General features: G+C 71.0%; 16 protein-coding genes. 12 read left to right on the top strand and 4 right to left on the bottom strand.

The window, feature by feature from the left end; translation table 11 throughout:
• The first annotated feature begins 97 nt into the window (after positions 1–97).
• From EV139_RS04850 to EV139_RS04840, 3 genes are all read left to right on the top strand, one after another.
• Positions 98–1,111, top strand: a complete 1,014-nt coding sequence (locus EV139_RS04850; RefSeq protein WP_130453188.1) for an ABC transporter substrate-binding protein — start codon at positions 98–100, stop codon at positions 1,109–1,111.
• 91 nt (positions 1,112–1,202) lie between these two features.
• Positions 1,203–2,216, top strand: a complete 1,014-nt coding sequence (locus EV139_RS04845) for a transporter substrate-binding domain-containing protein (RefSeq protein WP_130453187.1) — start codon at positions 1,203–1,205, stop codon at positions 2,214–2,216.
• Positions 2,213–4,636 (top strand): FAD/NAD(P)-binding protein, encoded by a 2,424-nt coding sequence (locus EV139_RS04840; protein ID WP_130453186.1) that lies wholly within the window; start codon positions 2,213–2,215, stop codon positions 4,634–4,636. The genes EV139_RS04845 and EV139_RS04840 overlap by 4 nt, the downstream gene beginning before the upstream one ends.
• A gap of 232 nt (positions 4,637–4,868) precedes the next feature.
• On the opposite strand, the gene EV139_RS04835 is transcribed toward EV139_RS04840, so the two are convergent.
• Positions 4,869–5,681: a DUF1684 domain-containing protein gene (locus tag EV139_RS04835; protein WP_130453185.1), complete on the bottom strand. Its 813-nt coding sequence runs from the start codon at positions 5,679–5,681 to the stop codon at positions 4,869–4,871.
• 128 nt (positions 5,682–5,809) lie between these two features.
• Between EV139_RS04835 and EV139_RS04830 the strand changes: the two genes are divergently transcribed.
• Together EV139_RS04830 and EV139_RS04825 are read left to right on the top strand one after the other, a co-directional pair.
• Positions 5,810–6,934: an alpha/beta hydrolase gene (locus tag EV139_RS04830; protein WP_241988965.1), complete on the top strand. Its 1,125-nt coding sequence runs from the start codon at positions 5,810–5,812 to the stop codon at positions 6,932–6,934.
• Positions 6,935–6,939: 5 nt separating this feature from the next.
• The gene (locus tag EV139_RS04825) at positions 6,940–7,557 is read left to right on the top strand and encodes a GNAT family N-acetyltransferase (RefSeq protein WP_130453184.1); all 618 of its coding nucleotides are present in this window, start codon (positions 6,940–6,942) and stop codon (positions 7,555–7,557) included.
• A 495-nt stretch (positions 7,558–8,052) separates the two neighbouring features.
• Here the strand turns inward: EV139_RS04825 and EV139_RS04820 are convergent, their stop codons facing one another.
• Together EV139_RS04820 and EV139_RS04815 are read right to left on the bottom strand one after the other, a co-directional pair.
• Complete coding sequence (locus EV139_RS04820) at positions 8,053–9,282, bottom strand: alpha-hydroxy acid oxidase (RefSeq protein WP_130453183.1); 1,230 nt, start codon at positions 9,280–9,282, stop codon at positions 8,053–8,055.
• Between the two features lie 116 nt (positions 9,283–9,398).
• The gene (locus tag EV139_RS04815; protein ID WP_130453182.1) at positions 9,399–11,444 is read right to left on the bottom strand and encodes a bifunctional aldolase/short-chain dehydrogenase; all 2,046 of its coding nucleotides are present in this window, start codon (positions 11,442–11,444) and stop codon (positions 9,399–9,401) included.
• 140 nt (positions 11,445–11,584) lie between these two features.
• Here EV139_RS04815 and EV139_RS04810 point away from each other — a divergent pair, with 140 nt between their 5' ends.
• Together EV139_RS04810 and EV139_RS04805 are read left to right on the top strand one after the other, a co-directional pair.
• Positions 11,585–12,361: a DeoR/GlpR family DNA-binding transcription regulator gene (locus tag EV139_RS04810; protein ID WP_130453181.1), complete on the top strand. Its 777-nt coding sequence runs from the start codon at positions 11,585–11,587 to the stop codon at positions 12,359–12,361.
• Positions 12,362–12,521: 160 nt separating this feature from the next.
• A complete protein-coding gene (locus EV139_RS04805) occupies positions 12,522–13,289 on the top strand; it encodes an SDR family oxidoreductase (protein WP_130453180.1) in 768 nt (255 codons plus the stop codon).
• A gap of 21 nt (positions 13,290–13,310) precedes the next feature.
• Here the strand turns inward: EV139_RS04805 and EV139_RS04800 are convergent, their stop codons facing one another.
• Complete coding sequence (locus tag EV139_RS04800; protein ID WP_130453179.1) at positions 13,311–14,090, bottom strand: DeoR/GlpR family DNA-binding transcription regulator; 780 nt, start codon at positions 14,088–14,090, stop codon at positions 13,311–13,313.
• Between the two features lie 159 nt (positions 14,091–14,249).
• Here EV139_RS04800 and EV139_RS04795 point away from each other — a divergent pair, with 159 nt between their 5' ends.
• From EV139_RS04795 to EV139_RS04775, 5 genes are all read left to right on the top strand, one after another.
• Positions 14,250–15,728, top strand: a complete 1,479-nt coding sequence (locus tag EV139_RS04795) for a rhamnulokinase (protein ID WP_130453178.1) — start codon at positions 14,250–14,252, stop codon at positions 15,726–15,728.
• Positions 15,725–16,486: a class II aldolase/adducin family protein gene (locus EV139_RS04790; RefSeq protein WP_130453177.1), complete on the top strand. Its 762-nt coding sequence runs from the start codon at positions 15,725–15,727 to the stop codon at positions 16,484–16,486. Before EV139_RS04795 ends, EV139_RS04790 begins: the two co-directional genes overlap by 4 nt.
• 62 nt (positions 16,487–16,548) lie before the next feature.
• On the top strand, positions 16,549–17,274 hold the full coding sequence (locus EV139_RS04785; RefSeq protein ID WP_130453176.1) for an SDR family oxidoreductase: 726 nt from the start codon (positions 16,549–16,551) through the stop codon (positions 17,272–17,274).
• Position 17,275: 1 nt separating this feature from the next.
• Positions 17,276–18,052, top strand: a complete 777-nt coding sequence (locus tag EV139_RS04780) for an ATP-binding cassette domain-containing protein (RefSeq protein ID WP_130453175.1) — start codon at positions 17,276–17,278, stop codon at positions 18,050–18,052.
• A 2-nt stretch (positions 18,053–18,054) separates the two neighbouring features.
• Positions 18,055–19,089 carry an ABC transporter permease gene (locus EV139_RS04775; protein WP_130453174.1) on the top strand — a complete coding sequence of 345 codons (1,035 nt, stop codon included), beginning with the start codon at positions 18,055–18,057 and terminating at the stop codon, positions 19,087–19,089.
• The last annotated feature ends 21 nt before the right edge of the window (positions 19,090–19,110 follow it).

Raw genomic sequence — 19,110 nt, 5'->3', positions numbered from 1 at the left:
CACCACCGCACCATCGCTTTCCCGCACCACCGTTGTCCCGCACCACCGCTGTTCCCGCACCACACATCCGTCGCACACCACCACCAAAGGACACCCAATGACCATCACCACCCGCAGGCGCACCGGCGCCGCCATCGCCGTGCTGAGCGCCGTCGCCCTGGCCGGACTCACCGCCTGCAGCGCGGTCGTCTCGGACTCCGCAGACGGGGCGGTGGCGCCCGGGGAATCGACGGCCGTCGCCGCCGAGTCGCCGTTCGACCTCACGAGCGAGAACGCCGCTGAGCGCCCGCGCATCGACCCGATCCCCGAGGCCGTCGCAGCGCTGGAGGCGAGCGGCTTCGCGCCGATCCAGGACGGGAAGCTCACCGTGGCGCACTCCGCCTACGAAGCGCCGCTCGGCTTCCTCGCCGAGGACGACAACGCGACCCTGCTGGGGATCGAGCCAGACATCGCCCAGCTCGTCGCCGACGGGCTCGGCCTCGAGTACGCGCCCGAGAACGTGGCGTGGGCCGACTGGCCGCTCGGCGTCGAGTCGGGCAAGTACGACGTGGTCGTGTCGAACGTCACCGTGACCGAGGAGCGCAAGGACCTCTTCGATTTCGCAACGCACCGCAACGACGTGCTCGCCTTCTCGGTGGCGCACGACAGCGACATCGACTCGATCGCCGAGGCGAAGGACGTCTCTGGCCTGAAGGTCGTGGTCGGCAGCGGCACGAACCAGGAGAAGATCCTGCTCGACTGGTTTGCAGAGAACGAGGCGGCCGGGCTGCCGGCCGGCGAGCCGATCTACTACGACGACAACGCCGCCGCGCAGCTCGCTCTCGCCTCTGGCCGCGTCGACGCGATCTTTGGCCCCAACCCCACCGCGGCGTTCGCCGCGGCGGTGAGTGGCGGGTCGAAGGTCGTGGGCACGCTCAACGGCGGATACCCCGAGAACGCCCAGATCGGCGTCACCACGGCGAAGGGCAACGGACTCATCGACCCGGTCGCGATCGTGCTCAACTCAATCATTGAGGACGGCACCTACGCCGAGGCGCTCGACCGCTGGGACCTCAGCGACGAGGCGGTTGCCGAGTCGCTCGTCAACCCGCCGGGCCTGCCCCGCCCGTAACCCTCACACACCCCCGGGGACGGGGCCGTCCACCGCGACGGCCCCGGCGCCCGGGTCCACCACCGCCGCACTCTCCCACTCAAGGACTCACATGACCACCCCAGGTATCGCCCGCCCCGCGCTGCGTCTCGCAGCCGCCGCAACCCTCGCCCTCGGCCTCGCCGGCCTCGTCGGGTGCAGCACCGCCGGCGCCCCGGCAGCCCCGGCGCCCGCCGCCGAGACGAACGCGAGCGCCGAGGCTGCGTTCGACCTCACCACCGGCAATCTCGACACGAGGCCGCACATCGAAGCGGTCCCCGAGGCCGTCGCCGCGCTGCAGGAGAGCGGATTCACGCCCGTGCAGGCCGGAAAACTGACGGTCGCCCTGGGCGGCGCCGGCGCCCCGCCCACCTCGTTCTTCGCGGAGGACGACGCGCAGACCATCATCGGGAGCGACGCCGACTTCGCCTCGCTGCTCGCCGAGGGGCTCGGCCTCGAGTACGCGCCCGAGAACGTGGCGTGGGCCGACTGGCCGCTCGGCATCGAGTCGGGCAAGTACGACATCGCGCTCACCAACGTGGGCGTCACCGAGGAGCGCAAGGAGCTCTTCGACTTCGCCACCTACCGCGACGCGGTGATGGGCTTCTCCGTGGCTGCCGGGTCCGAGATTACCGAGATCTCTGAGCCGGCCGACGTCTCCGGGCTGCGCGTGATCGTCGGCAGCGGCACGAACCAGGAGAAGTTCCTGCTCGACTGGTTCGACCAGAACGAGGCCGCCGGGCTCGCGCCGGGCGAAGCCGTCTACTACGAGGACTCCGCCGCCGGATCGCTCGCCCTCGCCTCGGGCCGCGCGGACGTGAGCATCGACCCGCACTCGCTCGCCGCGTTCCGCGAGGCGACACTCGGCGAGACCCGCGTGGTGGGGAGCTTCAACAGCGCCTACCCCGTCAACGGGCAGGTCGGCGCTGTGACCGCGAAGGGGAACGGACTCATCGAACCCGTCGCGCTCGTCTTCTCGGCGCTGCTGAGCGACGGCACCTACGACGAGGTGCTCGAGCGCTGGGGCCAGGAGGAAGAGGCCGTGACCGAGTCGCTCATCAACCCGCCCGGGCTGCCGAAGCCATGACCGGGGCCCCCACGTCCGGCCGGGCTGCCGGCGCCGCGGAGTCGGCCGGTGTCGCCGGCGCTGCCGGTGCGACCGGGGCGGCCGGCGCGGGCGTCGCGCCCGGTGCTGGTGTTGCGTCCGGTGCGTTCGGTGCTGCGTCGGCGCCCGCTGCGCCGGCCGCACCGGCCGCGCGGGCCGAGCCCGTGGAGATCGTGTGCGTGGGCGCGGGGCCGGGGGCCGCGATGCTGCTCGAGCGGCTCATTGCGAACCACGCGGCTGAGTCGCCCGAGCTGCCGCTCCGCGTGCGCCTCGTGGACCCGCATCGGCCGGCCGGGGGCAGGATCTGGCGCCGCGATCAGTCGCCGCTGCTCAAGCTCAACTCGATGCTGCGCGACGTCGCGTTCTTCACCGACCAGTCGTGCACGATCGCCGGGCCGATCGCTCCCGGGCACTCGCTCGCGGAGTGGGTGCGCGAGGTGCGGGCCGGGCGGATCGCGCGGCCCGAGTGGGCGGACGCCGCCCTGGACCGCGAGATCGCGGAGATCGCGGAGGATGAGTTTCCCACGCGCCGCCTCAACCACGGCTACCTCGCGTGGGCGCACGCCGAGACGCTGCGCCGCGCGGCCGACACCGTCGCGGTGAGCTGGGTCGCGGACACGGCGGTCGCGGTCGAGGAGAGCGCCGCGGGCGGTGCTGGCGGTGCCGGCGGCGCTGGCCGGCACCTCGTGCGGCTCGCCTCGGGGGAGGCGCTCGCCGCCGACCTGGTGGTCTACGCGCTCGGGCACAACGGGACGGAGCCGTCAGCGGATGCCGCGCGCCTCGCCGAGTTCGCGGGGCGCCACGGGCTGCGCTACGTGCCGCCGGCGTTCACCGCGGACGTTGACCTCTCGTGGGTGCCGCCCGGCGCCGACGTGATCGTGCGCGGCATGGGGCTCGCCGCGATCGACCTCAGCGTGATGCTCGCGGAGGGGCGCGGCGGACGCTTCGCGCCGCGCCCGGACGGGACGCTCGGCTACGAGCCGAGCGGGCGCGAGCCGGTCTTGCACTTCGGGTCGCGGCGCGGGGTGCCGTACCGCTCGAAGATCACGAGCCAGCTGGTGGGCGACCCCGTGGAGCTCGAATACCTGGGCCGCGACTTCCAGGCCGGCGTCGCGGCGCGCACCGAGCCGCTCGACTTCGAGCGCGACGTGTGGCCGCTCATCGCCGCGGAGCTTGTCACGGGCTACTACCGCGAGCTGTTCACCGGCCACCCCGAGCGGGTGCGCGGCAGCTGGGCGGCATTCGCCCCCCGCCTGCGCTCGGTGCTCGGCGGTTCCGGCGCTCCCGGCAGGCCTGGGCGGGCTGGCGCTCCCGGCGGGCCGGGTACGCCGACCGGGCCGAACGCGGCGGCGCTCGCGCGTCTGATCCGGACGCACGTCCCGGACCCCGCCGACCGCTTCGATCTTGCCGCCTTCGACAGGCCGCTCGCGTTCGCCCCGGACGGCGCCGGAACCGGGCCCGGAACCGGAGCCGGCCTCGGGGCTGACGCCGAGGCCGGTGCTCACGAGCTCGCCGGCGGCGCGGATGATGTGCAGCGGCGGGTGATCGCGCACATCGCCGAGGATCTGCGGCTGCGCACCTCGCAGCAGCACAGCGCCACACAGGCACTGTTCCTCACCGGGCTGTACGCGTTCCTCGCGCTCGCCGAGATCCAGCCCGAGCGCTGGAACGCGCGCAGCCGCACCACCGCGCTGCCGCGGCGCTGGTTCAGCTACTTCAGCTACCTCGCGAGCGGGCCGCCCGGGCACCGGCTGCAGGAGCTGATCGCGCTCGCGGAGGCCGGCGTGGTCCGGTTCCTCGGCGGCGACGTAGAACTCATCGCTGATGAGGCGCGCGGGGTGTTCACCGCGTCCGGCACCGCGGTCGTCGCGGCTCGGGCTGCCGACGGCGGGGCCGTCGCGCTCGCGGCCGCTGGCGGTCCCGGCCCCGGGGCGGCCGAGCCCGCCGCACCGCGCACCGCGCGCGCGAGCGCGACCGCCAAGATCCTGATCGACGCGTGGCTCCCCGAGGCGCGCGCGGCAACCAGCGACAACCCGCTGCTGCGCCAGCTGGTTGCGAGCGGGCGGCTGCGCGAGCTCGCGGTGCGCGACGGCGCGGCGGTCGCATCGACGGGCGAGGTCGAGGTCGCGCACGACGGCAGCGTGCCGGGGGCACCGGGTCAGTTCGCGCTCGGCCCATTCGTTGCGGGGCTCACCGGCGGGGCGTTCACGCGGCCGGGGCTCAACTCGCTGCCGTTTCGCACGCACGACCGCTGCGCGCGGGCGATCCTCGCGGCGGCGGCGGCCGGGGCTGGCGCGGCCGGTGTGGGCGCTGGCGTGGCCGGGGCGGGTGTGGGGGCTGACTCGGTCCCTGACCCGGTCAGCCGCCCGAACGTGACGCGGCCGGAGCTCGCCCGGCGCTGATCCGATCCGGCACTGATCCCCGCCCGCGCTGATCCCCACCTGTGCTGATCCGACCCGGCACTCATCCGCGCCCCCGCGGTGATGCGCCCCCGCGCTGTCTGGCCGCGGCCACCACCACGGGCGAGCGCGCTTCGGGTGCGCGCCGGGCGCCCACGCGGCCGCGCACCACCGAATGCGGCCCCGCCCGCCCCGCTCAGGGATGGGCGAGGCCGCGTCGCAGGCTCGCGAGTGGCTAGGCCGCGAGCTCCACGCCCGGGCGCAGCTCGCCGGCCGCGATCCGCACCGCGAGGCGGTTCTCGGGCGGGGGGAACGGGCAGGTGGCGCTCGCCGAGTACGCGCAGGGCGGGTTGGTGGTGCGGTTGAAGTCGATCCGCACCGTCTCCGCGTCGACCGGGGTAACCGAGACGAAGCGGGCGGCCGGGAACGTCAGGTCGGTGCCCGTGGCGTCGGCGAACACCGCGCGCAGGTCGCCGCCCTCCGCCGAGCCGAACAGGGTGAGCGCCACCTCTGCACCGTCGACCGTGAACACCGCGCGGCCGGGGGAGTCGTAGTGCTGAGTGCGATCCGCCCCCGCCGCGGACGCGACCTCCACATCGGGGCGCTCGGCGGGCTCGAAGCGTCCCGTGATCACCCAGTCGGGGCTCGCCGGGAACGTGCCGGTGCCCGTGTACGAGGTGCGATCCGGCGCCGCGGGGTCCCGGGGGCGCACGATGATCCCGCCGCTGCGCGCGGCGACCTCCAACTGCACGTCGCCCCAGGCGAGTGCGGTGCCCGCGGTTCCGGTGAGCGGCCCCAGCGTGACCGTCCCCGAGACCGCAGCGCCGTCGCGGGTCACGCCATCGGCGGCGTCGAGCTCGACCGTCACCGTGCCGCCCTCGTCAGCGCTCCACACGCCGGGCAGCCCCGGCAGCGGACCAGGCTCCCGCGACAGCCAGTGCAGCGCGGTGGCGCTGAGCGGGCCAAACGGTGCGGTGCGTGCGTTCTCTACCTCCGCGTGCCAGGCGGCGTGCGCATCGGTAAACGGGGTGTTCTCGGTCGTGGCCATTGCGCTCCCTCGGTGCTGCCGGATCTGTGCAATCCACACAACCACGGGGAACCTGAAAACGGGTGAATGTGACCGGAGGTTTCGCGCAGCGCGGACTCGCGGCCCGCGTGCTCACCTACACTGAAACTGTGTCAGTGCCAGCCCGTGCCACCCGGGGATCCCGGGCAACCGCGCGCGCGGCGACGCTGATCCTCGCGGCGCTCGCCGCAGGGGGACTGTCGGCGTGCGACACTGTCGCCGCCGGCGAGGCTCGGGCCGGGCAGACGGTGCGGGCAGGGACCGAGGAGGCGACCATGCGGATCACTGACGTCGAGGTAGCGGGGCCGGCCGACTCCGGCGCCGCGGGAGGCGCGGCCGGGAGCGTTGACGCCGATGCCGCGTCGAGCGCACGCTCCGAGCCGGGGGCGACCAACCGCCTCGGCTCCGAGCGGGTCCGCGTGCGAGAGTATGAGCCCGCGCTCGAACCGGGCGGGCGACCGTGGGCCACGCTGGTCTGGGCGCACGGCGGATCCTTTTCGCGCGGCACCCTCGACTGGCCCGAAGCCGACTGGGTGTCGCGGCAGTTCGCCGAGGCGGGGATCCACGTCTACTCGGTTGACTACGGCCTCGTGAGCGACACCGTGAAGGCGCCCGCCCCGAGCAGGGACCTCGCCGCGGCCTTCGCCTGGGTGGCCGAGCGCGCCGAGCGTGACGCCCCGCTCGTGCTCGGCGGTGCGAGCGCGGGGGCGCACCTCGCGACGCTCGCCGCGCTCGACCGCGCCGACCTCGCCGCTGCGGGCGCGGGCAGGCCGGCCGACGCGCTCATCCTCGAATACCCCACCCTGCACCGGGTGCAGCGGCCGGACGCCGCGATCGCCGCGGCCACGGCAGAGCTGCCCGAGCAGCGCCGCTTCGATCCGGCCAGGATCGCGGGCATGTACGAGTTCTACCTCGGCGACGGAGCCGAGGGGGAGGCCGCCGCGGCGACCGCCGTCGCCGGTGAGCTCCCCGCCGAACGGCTCGGCCTGCTGCCGCCCACCACCATCGTCAACGCCGACGCCGACGAGCTGCGCGCGTCCGGAGAGCAGTTCGCCGAGCAACTGCGCGCGGCGGGGGTGCCGGTGGCCGAGTCGATTCAGCCGGGCACCGTGCACGGCTACATGAACCGGCCGGAGGAGTCGGCGAGCGCGCTGGCCGACGCCGAGGCGACGATCGACCGCTTCGTGGCCGCCCTGCGCGGCGTGGCGGTCGCGGGCGGGAGCGATGCAGAATGAGTGGCATGACTCTCGCACACCCCGGCACGCTGCGCGGCCGACTTGTTACCCTCGAGCCGCTGTCACTCGACCACCACGATGGCCTCGTTGACGCCGTGCGCGACGGGGAGCTCTGGGAGCTCTGGTACACGATCGTGCCGCGGCCGGAGCAGATGTCCGCGGAGATCCGTCGTCGGCTCGAGCTGCAGGAGCGCGGCTCGATGATCCCGTTCACCGCGCGCCGGGCCGACACCGGGGCGATCATCGGCATGACGACCTACATGAACATCCAGGCGGAGACGCCGCGCGTCGAGATTGGTTCCACGTGGAACGCTGCGAGCGCGCAGGGGATCGGCACGAACCCGGAATCGAAGCTGCTCCTGCTCCAGCACGCCTTCGAGCAGTGGCATTGCACGGCGGTTGAGTTCTGCACGGACTTCCACAATCACCAGTCGCGCGCCGCGATCGCCCGGCTCGGGGCGAAGCAGGACGGCATTCTCCGCGCGCACCGCCGCGCCGAGGGGTACCTGCGCGACACCGTGGTGTTCTCGATCACCCAGCCGGAGTGGCCCGGGGTGCGGCGCGGGCTTGAGCACCGCGTCAACCGGCACATCGCCGCCGCGGGCGACCTCCGCCTCGGCTAGCGCGCGGGGCTGCGGGGCGGGGCGGCTGCGCTACGGGGCGGCTGCGCAGCGTGCCCGTGGGTCCGTGGGTCCGTGGGTCCGTGGGTCCGTGGGTCCGCGTGCCCGTGGGCCCGTGGGCCCGTGCGCCCCACCCACCCACCCACCCACCCACCCGACGAGCGTGCGGCTTCGTCGCGAGTGTGCGGCTTCGCGTCGGTAGTGGAGCCGCACGCTCGCGCGCGGGTCCTCCACTCGTGGGTGGGTTCGGTGCCCGGCGCTGACCCGGCTCCGGGCGGAGTGTTCGGGCCGTACCGCCCGCCCGGGTCCGTGCGCCCCTGCGCCCGTGCGCCCCACCCACCCGACGAGCGTGCGGCTTCGTCGCGAGTGTGCGGCTTCGCATCGGCAGTCGAGCCGCACGCTCGTGCGTGGATCCTCCACTCGTGGGAGGGCTCGGTGCCCAGCGCAAGCCCGGCGCGGGCCCGGCGCAGGCCCGGCTCCCGGCGCCCAACCCCGCCCCTACAGCGGGCCGAGCCGCCGCAGCTGGGTCACGTGCCCCGGCTCGAGCTCCGCGAGCGACGCGACGCCGAGGAGCCGCATAGTGCGCTCGATCTCGGAACGCAGGATCGCGATCGTCCGGTCGACGCCCGCGCGGCCGCCAGCCATGAGGCCGTAGAGGTACGCGCGGCCGATGAGGGTGAAGTCGGCGCCGAGGGCGACGGAGGCGACGATGTCGGCGCCGTTCATGATCCCGGTGTCGATCATCACGGTGAAGTCGTCGCCGGCGGCCTTCCGCACCTGCGGCAGCAGGTGGAACGGCACCGGTGCGCGGTCGAGCTGGCGCCCGCCGTGGTTCGAGAGCACGATGCCGTCGACGCCAGCGTCGCGCAGGCGCAGTGCATCCTCGACGTTCTGCACCCCCTTGATCACGATCTTGCCGGGCCACAGCTCGCGAATGATCGCCAGATCGTCGTAGCTGATCGTGGGGTCCATCGCTGCGTCGAGCATCTCGCCAACGGTGCCGCCCGTGGAGGACAGCGAGGCGAACTCGAGCTTCGGGGTGGTGAGGAAGTCGACCCACCACCAGGGACGGGGGATCGCGTTGACGATGGTGCCGAGCGTGAGCTGGGGCGGGATGGAGAAGCCGTTGCGCTTGTCGCGCAGGCGCGCGCCGGCAACGGGGGTGTCGACGGTGAAGTGGAGTGTGTCGAAGCCGGCGGCGGCGGCGCGGCGCGTGAGCTCGTATGAAATCTCGCGGTCGCGCATCACGTAGAGCTGGAACCAGTTGCGCCCGGTCGGGTTCGTGTCGCGCACGTCCTCGATCGACGTGGTGCCGAGCGTTGAGAGGGTGAACGGGATCCCGGCCGCGGCCGCGGCGCCCGCCCCGGCGATCTCGCCCTCGGTCTGCATGAGCCGGGTGAAGCCGGTGGGAGCGATCCCGAACGGGAGCGCGCTCGGCCCGCCGAGGATCTCGACGCTCGTGTCGACCTCCGGCGCGGGGCGCAGGATCCCCGGGTGGAACTCGACGTCCTCGAACGCCTGGCGTGCGCGCGCGAGCGACAGCTCGCCCTCCGCGGCGCCGTCGGTGTAGTCGAAGGCGGCCTTCGGGGTGCGGCGCTTCGCGATCGTGCGCAGATCAGCTATGGTGAGCGCGCCCTCGAGTCGGCGGCGCTTCCCGTTGAAGTCTGGCCGTTTGAACTGCATGAGCTCGAACAGCTCGGTGGGTTTGGGAACCTGGCGCTTGACCATTGGATCTCCTGAGTTGGTGGGGTGCCGCCCGGGTCGGCCGGGCAGCGGAGAGCGGGTGAGTGGGCGGGACGCGGTCTGCGCGATGGGGCGCTCGGCGCCCCGCCCAGCGGTTCCTGTTAGCGCAGGAACGCGGCGGCGACGCCGGAGTCGACGGGGATGTGCAGGCCCGTGGTGCGGGTCAGCTCGGGGCCGGTGAGTACGTAGACGGCGTCTGCCACGTTTTCCGGCACGACCTCGCGCTTGAGGATCGTGCGGTTTGCGTAGAACTGGCCGAGGTCCTCCTCGTCGACGCCGTAGGTGGCCGCGCGGTTGGCACCCCACCCCGAGGCGAAGATGCCGGAGCCGCGGACGACGCCGTCGGGGTTGATGCCGTTGACGCGGATCCCGTGCTCGCCGAGCTCGACGGCGAGCAGCCGCACCTGGTGCGCCTGATCGGCCTTGGTGGCCGAGTACGCGATGTTGTTGGGGCCAGCGAAGACGCTGTTCTTTGACGAGATGTAGATCACGTCGCCGCCCATGCCCTGCGCGATCATTGCGCGTGCTGCGGCCTGCGCAACGAGGAAGGAACCCTTCGCCATGACGTCGTGCTGCAGGTTCCAGTCCTGCTCGGTGGTGTCGAGCAGCGACTTCGAGAGCGAGAGCCCGGCGTTGTTGACGACGAGGTCGATGCCGCCGAACGCGAGCACGGCCGCGTCGACCGCCGCCTGCACGGCCGCCGCGTCGGCGACGTTTGCCGCGACCCCGATCGCGACGTCGGTGTTGCCGAGCTCAGCTGCCGCGGCCTGTGCCTTCTCAAGATCGAGATCGGCGACTACGACGCAGGCGCCCTCCGCGGCGAGCCGCGTGGCGATCGCCTTACCGATGCCCGACGCGGCGCCCGTGACGAACGCGATCCGGCCCTGGTGTGACTTGGGCTTGGGGAGTCGCTGGAGCTTCGCCTCCTCGAGTGCCCAGTACTCGATGCGGAACTTCTCTGCGTCGCTGATCGGCGCGTAGCGCGAGAGCGACTCGGCGCCGCGCATCACGTTGATGGCGTTGACGTAGAACTCGCCGGCCACGCGCGCCGTCTGCTTGTTTGCGCCGAAGCTGAACATGCCGACGCCGGGCACGAGCACGATCAGGGGGTCGGCGCCGCGCATTGCGGGGGACGCGTCGTCGGCGTGCGCCTCGTAGTACGCACGGTAGTCGGCGCGGTACGCCTCGTGCAGCTCGCCCAGGCGGGCGATCTGCTCGTCGAGCGTCGCGGTGGTGGGGAGGTCGAGCACCATGGGCTTGACCTTGGTGCGCAGGAAGTGGTCGGGGCAGCTCGTGCCGAGTTCAGCGAGCGGCGCGAGCTTCTCGCTCGCGAGGAAGTCGAGCACCTCGGCGCCGTCGGTGTAGTGCCCCACCATCGGCTTGTCGTGGGAGGCGATGCCCCGGATCACGGGTGCGAGCTGTGCGGCGCGCGCGTGCCGGTCCGCCTCGGGCAGCGCCTCGAAGCCGGCGACGGTCGCGCCGAAGGGCTGTGGGCGACCATGCTCGGCGATGTATGCGGCGGCCGTGTCGATGATCCAGAGCGAGTTGCGCTCGCACTCCTCGCTCGTGTCGCCCCACGCGGTGATGCCGTGCCCGCCGAGGATGCACCCGACCGCCTCGGGGTGCTCTGCCTTGATCGCCGCGATGTCGAGCCCGAGCTGGAAGCCGGGGCGGCGCCAGGGCACCCAGACGACCGCGCCACCGAAGATCGTTTCGGTGAGGGCCTCGCCGTCGGCCGAGGTGGCGATCGCGATGCCGGAGTCCGGGTGCAGGTGGTCAACGTGTGCCGCGTCGACGAGTCCGTGCATGGCGGTGTCGATCGACGGGGTCGCCCCGCCCTTGCCGTGGAGGCAGTAGTCGAGGGCGGCGACCATCTCGTCCTCGCGCTCGATGCCGGGGTAGACGGCGGTGAGGGCGCGCAGGCGGTCGATGCGCAGGGCCGAGAGCCCGGCGGGGGTGAGCGTGCCGAGGTCGCCCCCGGAGCCCTTCACCCACATGAGCTCAACCGTCTCGCCCGTGACGGGGTCGGTGGCCGGGCCCTTCGCCGAGGTGTTGCCCCCCGCGTAGTTCGTGTTCTTCTTGTCCGCACCCAATCGGTTTGAGCGGGAGATGAGGTCGTCGACGGTGACGGGGTCTGATGCAGACATGCGGAGCCTTTCGGTGGGCGGAATCTCACGATTACCCTATGTCCTAAGGGTTACGAAAACAAGCAAAATAGCTTTCGTTCGAAATCGAATCTCGAAATCTCGAAACCGCTGTGTCGCTTCTCCCGCTAGAGTCGGGGACTATGGCGCGCGCAGCAGAACCCCGGGACGAACGGATCCTCGCCCTGCTCGAGGGGCAGGAGAGAGTGGCGGTCGGTGTCCTCTCGGCGCGTCTCGGGGTGTCTGAAGTGACGATCAGAAAAGATCTCGACCGGCTCGCGCGCAGCTCCCTTGTTGAGCGCATCCGCGGGGGCGCGCGGCTGCGCGCCGGCGAAGAGGGTGCGCTCTCGGTGCGCCTCGGGCACCGGGTGGCGGCGAAGCGCGCTGTCGCGAAGCGTGCCGCAGAACTTGTGAGCCCGGACGCGGTGATCGCCCTCGATTCGTCCTCCACGGGGTACTACCTCGCGCTCGAGCTGGCCGAACGGGATGACATCACCGTGGTGACCAACTCGTTGCGTGTTGCAACACAGCTTGCCGAGCACAGCTCGATCGAACTCGTGCTCCTGGGCGGCACGGTGCGCCGCACCTCGTCGTCGACGGTGGGGTTCCCGGTCGAGCTCCTGCAGGGGTTCGGGCGGATCGATATCGCGTTCCTCGGGGTCTCCGCGCTGTCGGCCGAGCAGGGGCTGCTCGAGCGTGCGTTCTCGGAGGCCGAAACCAAGCGCATGGTCGCTTCGGTGTCCGATCGGGTGGTGGGGCTGTTCGACTCGTCGAAGGCCGCCGGTTTTGGGCAGCACGGAGTGGTGCCGCCCGGGGACGTTGAGCGCCTCATCACGGACGAGGCGTTCTCGGCCGCCGAGGTCGAGAAGTGGCGCGCGCTCGGCGTGACCGTTGAGCGCGTTGCGATCCCTGAACACTAGGCCCCCGATCACTCGATCCCCGAGCGTGAGGTTCCCGCGCGCGGGGCGTCGCGCGTCAGTCCGTGGCGCGCTGCGACGCTCCCAGCGACGTGACGCACGCGTGTGATGTAGTGTTCTAAAGCGATAATTCGAACAGCTTCACACATCAAAGGAGATACGCATGACGGAAGTTTCGCTCACGGGTCCGGCGGTTGTCACGGGCGGTGCTCGTGGGCTTGGGTACTCGCTCGCCCAGGCGCTCGCGGCGCAGGGGTCGGCGGTCGCGCTCCTCGACATTCTTCCTGACGTGGCAGACTCTGCCGCGCGCATCACGGCGGAGTACGGCGTCCGGGCGATCGGGCTCGTCGTCGACGTCACTGACCAGGACGCTGTGGCAAGTGCGTTCACGCAGATCGCGGCGGAGATTGGCACGCCGCAGATCCTCCTCACCGCCGCGGGGATTACCGTGTGGAATGACTCTGTCGACGTCTCGGCCGCCGAGTGGCGCCGGGTGATGTCGGTCAACCTCGACGGCACGTTCTTTGCGGCCCAGGCGTTCGGTCGCGGCCTGCTCGCTGCCGGGCTGCCGGGCAGCGCGGTGTTCGTTGCCTCCATGTCGGGCTCAATCGTGAACGTGCCGCAGTTCCAGGCCTCGTACAACGCCTCCAAGGCCGCCGTGGCGCACCTCGGCAAGTCGCTCGCGGTTGAGTGGGCGGCTGCCGGGATCCGGGTCAATTCGATCTCGCCCGGCTACTTCCTCTCGGATATGACCGCGCAGTTCACGGAGCAGAACCCCGAGCTCGCTCGCGAGTGGGTGTCGCGGATCCCGGTGGGCCGCATGGGGCAGCCGGGCGATCTGCACGGCCTCGTGACGTTCCTGGCGTCCGACGCGTCTTCGTACCTGACGGGGCAGGATCTTGTGATCGACGGCGGGTACACCGCCATCTAGCCGGAGTGCCCCGCCCCGCGGCTAGTAGATCTCGGTGATGAGGTCCCGGTAGACGTCGAGGCGGGGGTCGGCCGGGTGCAGCTCGGTAACGAGCACGTCGATGTCGCCAAGCTCGAGCGAGCGGAAGCGGGCCTGGGTCTCGAGCTTGGTCGAGTCGAGTGCGAGGACCAGGCGATTCGCGGCACCGGCGAGCGTGCGCTTGAACGAGACCTGCGCGAGCGTGTTTTCGCTTGCACCGAGCTGCTGATCGAGGCTCAGGGTCGAGACAAACGCGGTGCCGATCATGAAGTGCGAAAGCGCGGCCTCGGCCAGCGGGCCGACGAGCGAATCGTTCTGCGGCTCCTGCTCGCCCCCGGTGAGAAACACGCTTGCGTGCGCTCTGGTGCGGAGCGATTGAAAGGCTGGGAGCCCGTTCGTGATGACGGTGAGGTCCTGCCCCTCCGCTGCCCCGGGAGCCGCCGCCAGGCGCTCGGCGAACACGCTGATGGTCGTGGACGAGTCAAGGGCGATCACGGAGCCGGGCTCGACCAGGCCGACGAGCTTGTGCGCGATGGCATCCTTTGCCGTGGCGTTCAGATGGCGTCGGTGCATGAAGCTGTCGCCGGTGAGTGCAATGATGCCCCCGCGCACACGACGCGCGATGCCCCGGTTTACCAGGTGTTCGAAGTCCCGCCTGATCGTCATCGGGTGCACGCCCCACTCGGTGGCCGCGGCGTTCACGAGGAGCGTGCCATCCCTGCCGAGCGCGGCTGACATCGCCTCGCGCCGCTGTTCGGTGTCAAGCGTTCCGTTTACAGCCATGTGCGTCGCACTCCCTCGGGCTCCGGGCTCCGGGTCTGGAGCACCTCCGCGTGAACTTCATTCTAGGATCACGAATGTTTCGTATATATTTTGTGTGAGTATGAACACGATATAACATGTGATCGAACCGCAATGACTCTCACGAGGAAGTGAAACACGATGGCCGCTCCCACTGCCCCACGCGCATACGCCGCGGTGGATCTTGGCGCGTCGAGCGGTCGGGTGGTGCTCGGCGCCCGGCGCGGCGCCGCGTGGGAGTTCGAGGAGGTACACCGCTTCACGAACGAGGTCGTTGACACGCACCGCGGGGACGCGTGGGACCTTGAACGGCTGTTCGCTGAGACGCTCACGGGTCTCGCACGCGCCGTGGCGCGCTGTGCCGCACGCGGCGAGCAGCTCGCCGGCATCGGGGTCGATTCCTGGGGCGTCGACTGGGTGCTGCGCGCGCCGGACGGGGAGATCGAGTTGCCCGGGCGCAGCTACCGGGGTGCCCCGGATCCCGCGCCCGCGATCGCCGCGCGCGGGCTCAGCGGCGTCAGCTCGGCCGAGGCGTTTGCGGTGACGGGCGTGCCGGATCAGGCGATCAACACCGCGCTGCGCCTCGCGGACGAGGCGGGCCAGCGCACGTTCTCCGGCGAGCAGCTCCTGTTCATTCCAGACCTCTGGCTCTTCTGGCTCACCGGCGTCGTCGGCACTGACCCGACCATCGCGTCGACCAGCCAGCTCTTCGCCGCGCACGCCGGGGCCTTCTCCGCGCCGCTCGCCGCGGCGCACGGGCTCGCCGGGTTTCGCCTGCCACCGGTTGCGCCGGTCGCCTCGTTGGTGGGTGCGCTCGCCCCTGAACTGCGCGAGCGAATCGGGGCGGCTACCGAGGTTCCTGTGTATCGCGTGGCCGGGCACGACACCGCCGCAGCTTTCGCGTTCGCTGAGCCAGTCGCGGGCGGGGCGACCGAGGCGCTCATCTCGAGCGGCACCTGGTCGCTCGTCGGCGGCGCTCTGCCCGAGCCGGTGACGACCCCAGAGGCAGCCGCACTCGGTTTCACGAACGAGCGCGGCGCATCGGGGACGCTGCTGCTGCGCAACCTCACCGGGCTGTGGATGCTGCAGGAGTGCCTGCGCGAGTGGGGGGCCGGGACGCAGGAGCGGGACGCGCTGCTCGCGGAGGTCGAATCTGCTCCGTTTGACGCGCGGACATTCGACACGTCCGCGCCCGAGCTCCTGCACGCGGGTGACATGGAAGCCCGAGTACGACGCCTCTGTGCCGCTGCCGGGCGGCCGCTCGCCGAGTCCCGCGCCAGCGTGGTGCATGCGATCATCGACAGCCTCGCGGTGGCCTACGCCGCGGGCGTCGACGCGTTTGCGCGCCTCAGCGGTGCCAGCGTGGACCGCATCCGCATCGTCGGCGGCGGCTCACGCAACGCGCGGCTCTGCAGGCTCACGGCCGAACTCGCCCGGCTGCCAGTACTCGCGGGGCCTACCGAGGCCTCAGCGATTGGCAATGTCGCCCTCCAGGCGCTGGCGAGCGGGGAGGTCGCGCACGCGCAAGACGTGTTCGCGGCGATCGACCCCGCCCACACCCGTCACTTTCAGTATCCGAATACAGACCAGGCACGAGACGCCGAGGAGCCCCAGCAATGAGTGAGACCGCCACCGCACGAATCGACGAGATCGTCGAACTGACCCGGCGCGCCGGGGACCCCGAGCAGGCGTTCGCGATTCTCGCCGAGGGAAACACCTCGATTCGCACGGCGCCGGATCGCATGCTCGTCAAGGCGACGGGATCATCGATGAGCGGCGCGACGAGCGAGAGCTTCGTCGAGGTCGACCTGCCCGCATTCTGGGCGGCGATCGACGAGGGCCCCGCCGATGATGCGCACGTGCGCGAACTCTTCGCGCGGGCCACCACCTGGGGGAGCGGGAGGCCGTCAGTCGAGTCGCTGCTTCACGCGGTATGCCAGAGGCTGGACGGCGTGGATGCCGTGGTGCACACGCACCCGGTTCCAGTGAACACACTGCTCTGCTCGGATCAGGCGGAGCTGTTGGTTGCCGGCTCCCTGTTCCCCGACCAGATCGTGGTGATGGGGCGCCACGCCCTGCTGGTGCCGTACGTCGATCCCGGCCTGCCGCTCGCGCGCGCCGTCGCGGCGGCGCTCGACACGCACCTCCGCGAACACGGTGAGCGGCCGCGGGTGATCTACCTGCGCAATCACGGCATGTTCGCGCTCGCGGAGACGGCGGAGGAGGCGGTGTCGATCACTGAGATGGCCGTGAAGTCGGCGCGCGTGCTCACCGGCGCACTCACGATCGGGGCTCCGGTGTTCCTCACCGAGGAGCACGCTGACCGCATCGACACCCGGCCGGACGAGCTGCTGCGCCGCTCGTTGCTCGCCGGGTAGGGGCGACGCACATGGAAACACAGACTTCCGGCGCGAGTCGGGGACCAGAAGGGGGACAAGCGATGGAAAACGTCGCAGCGAAGGTGGCGCTCGTCACGGGAGCCAGCTCAGGAATTGGCCGCGCCTATGCGCGCGCGTTGGCGGAGGCCGGCGCGAGCGTCGTGCTGGTGGGGCGCAACGCTGAGCGATTGCGCGAGGTCGCCGCGGAGCTGCCCGGCGAGCACCTCGCGGTGCCGGCAGACGTCGCCGAGACAGGGAGCGCGGCGGAGATTGTGCGCCGCGCGGTCGAGCACTTCGGTCGCATTGATATCGTGCTCGCGAACGCGGGGCTGTACCTCCCCGGGGACTTCGCGGAGGCAGACCTCGCCGCCGTGCGCGCGCTCCTCGACGTCAACGTCTTCGGCGCAATGGCCGTGATCCGCGAGGCGCTGCCGGCGATGATCGCTGCCGGGACCGGCGACATCGTTGTCACGAGCTCGGTGTCTGGACACCAGGCGATTCACTGGGAGCCGGTTTACTCGGCCTCGAAGCATGCCATGCAGTCTTTCACTCACGGAGTGCGACGCCAACTCGTCGGCACCGGTGTGCGCATCGGCGCGATCGCGCCCGGGGTGGTGCTGAATGAGCTCTGGGGGATCGGTGAGGCCGACGAGACCGCCGCACAGATCGCCGCGGCGACGGGGATCGACTCGAGCGACGTCGCCGAGGCCGTGCTGTTCATGCTGAGTCGCCCACGCCACGTCAACATCCGGGATCTTGTGATCCTCCCGACCTCGCAGGAGATTTGAAATGACACAGACGTCTGCACCTCGCGAGCCCCTGCTGGAGGCTCGTGGCATCGTGAAGACCTACGGTCACGTGCGCGCGGTGCGCGGCGCTGACTTCACGGTCTACCCCGGCGAAATTGTCTCCCTCATTGGAGATAACGGTGCTGGCAAGAGCACGCTGGTGAAAATGCTCTCCGGCGCTGTGCGCCCAGACGAGGGCACGATCACCTTCGACGGGACTCCGATCACGTTCGAGAGCCCGCAGGACGCTCGCCGCTACGGGATCGAGACCGTGTACCAGGACCTCGCGCTCGCGCAGGATCTCGATCCGGCCGCCAACCTGTACCTCGGCCGCGAGCTGCGCCGCGGCGGGATTCTGGGTGCCCTCGGTTTTCTGAACAAGCGCGCAATGCTCGACACCGCCGAACGAGAGATGTCGGATCTCGGCGTGAAGCTGAAGGACATCACCGCCCCGGTCGCTGAGCTCTCGGGCGGCCAGAAGCAGTCAGTCGCCGTCGCCAGGGCCGCGATGTGGGCGAAACGGATCATCTTCATGGATGAGCCGACCGCGGCGCTCGGCGTGGTCCAGACCAAGCAGGTGCTCGAGCTGATCAAGCGGGTCAGCGACGCCGGCATTGCGGTGGTGCTCATCAGCCACAACATGCCCCAGGTGCTCGAGGTGAGCGATCGCGTCGAGGTGCTGCGTCTCGGCCAGCGCGTCGCGACGTTCACCGCGTCCGAGGCGACGGTCGAGGACCTCGTTGCCGCAATGACCAGCGGCGAAAAGGAAGGGAAGTAGCGATGATCGCTCCCAACGAAGAAACCATGTCCACGGCGGTCATCGGCTCGGCGGAGCTGTACCAGCGGCCGTCGCTGCTCAAGCGGGTGCTGAGCAGCGACACGTTCCGGCTGTTCCTCGCCATGGTCGCACTCATTGTCCTGTTTGGGCTCCTGCGTCCCGGGGCGTTCTTCACCCCCAACAACTTCATCAACCTGCTCACGGACGCGGCGATCCTGCTCGTCATGGCCGCCGGCGCCACCTACGTGATCATCACCGCGGGGATTGATCTCTCCGTCGGCGGTGTCCTCGTGTTCGCGAGTGTCGCCGGGGCGATGACCATGTCGGCGATCGGTGACGGGTCACCGCTCACGCTCCTGATCGGGCTCCTCGTGTCGCTCGCGGCTGGGACCGCGTGGGGCGTGCTCAACGGCGTGCTCATCGCGAAGGCCCGGATCCCGGCGCTGATTGTGACGCTCGCGACGATGGGTGCGTCGCTCGGCGCCTCGCTGCTCATCACCGGCGGCGTCGACGTGCGCAACGTGCCGTTCGAGCTCGTCGATGCGATCGGCGCGGGCCGAATCCTGGGGATCCCGGTGCTCGCGGTGATCGCGATCGTCGTCGCGGTGATCTTCGGGGTGGTGCTCTCGCAGACCCGCTTCGGCCGCTACACGTACGCGGTCGGATCGAACGCGGAGGCGCTGCGCCGCACCGGCGTGAACGTCGATCGGCACCTGATCAAGGTCTACGCGCTCGCGGGTCTGCTCGCGGGCCTCGCTGGCTACCTCTCGGTCGCGCGGTTCTCGACGACCACGCTGGGCGGTCACTCCACCGACAACCTGTCGGTGATCACCGCCGTCGTTATTGGCGGCGCGAGCCTCTTCGGCGGACGTGGCCTCATGATCGGCACCGTGATCGGTGTCTTCATCCCGGTGATCCTGCAGAACGGCTTCGTGATCCTCAATGTGAGCCCGTACTGGCAGCAGATCGCGGTGGGCGCGGTGCTCCTTAGTGCCGTGTATCTCGACCAGATGCGCCGACGCGGTAACAGCAGATAGCCGTGCGCCGCTCGAATCGCT

This window comes from Leucobacter luti, from assembly GCF_004217175.1.
In the GTDB taxonomy this organism is placed as follows: domain Bacteria; phylum Actinomycetota; class Actinomycetes; order Actinomycetales; family Microbacteriaceae; genus Leucobacter; species Leucobacter luti.
The sequence above is the reverse complement of the archived record's forward strand: the minus strand, read 5'-3'. Positions and strand labels throughout refer to the sequence as shown.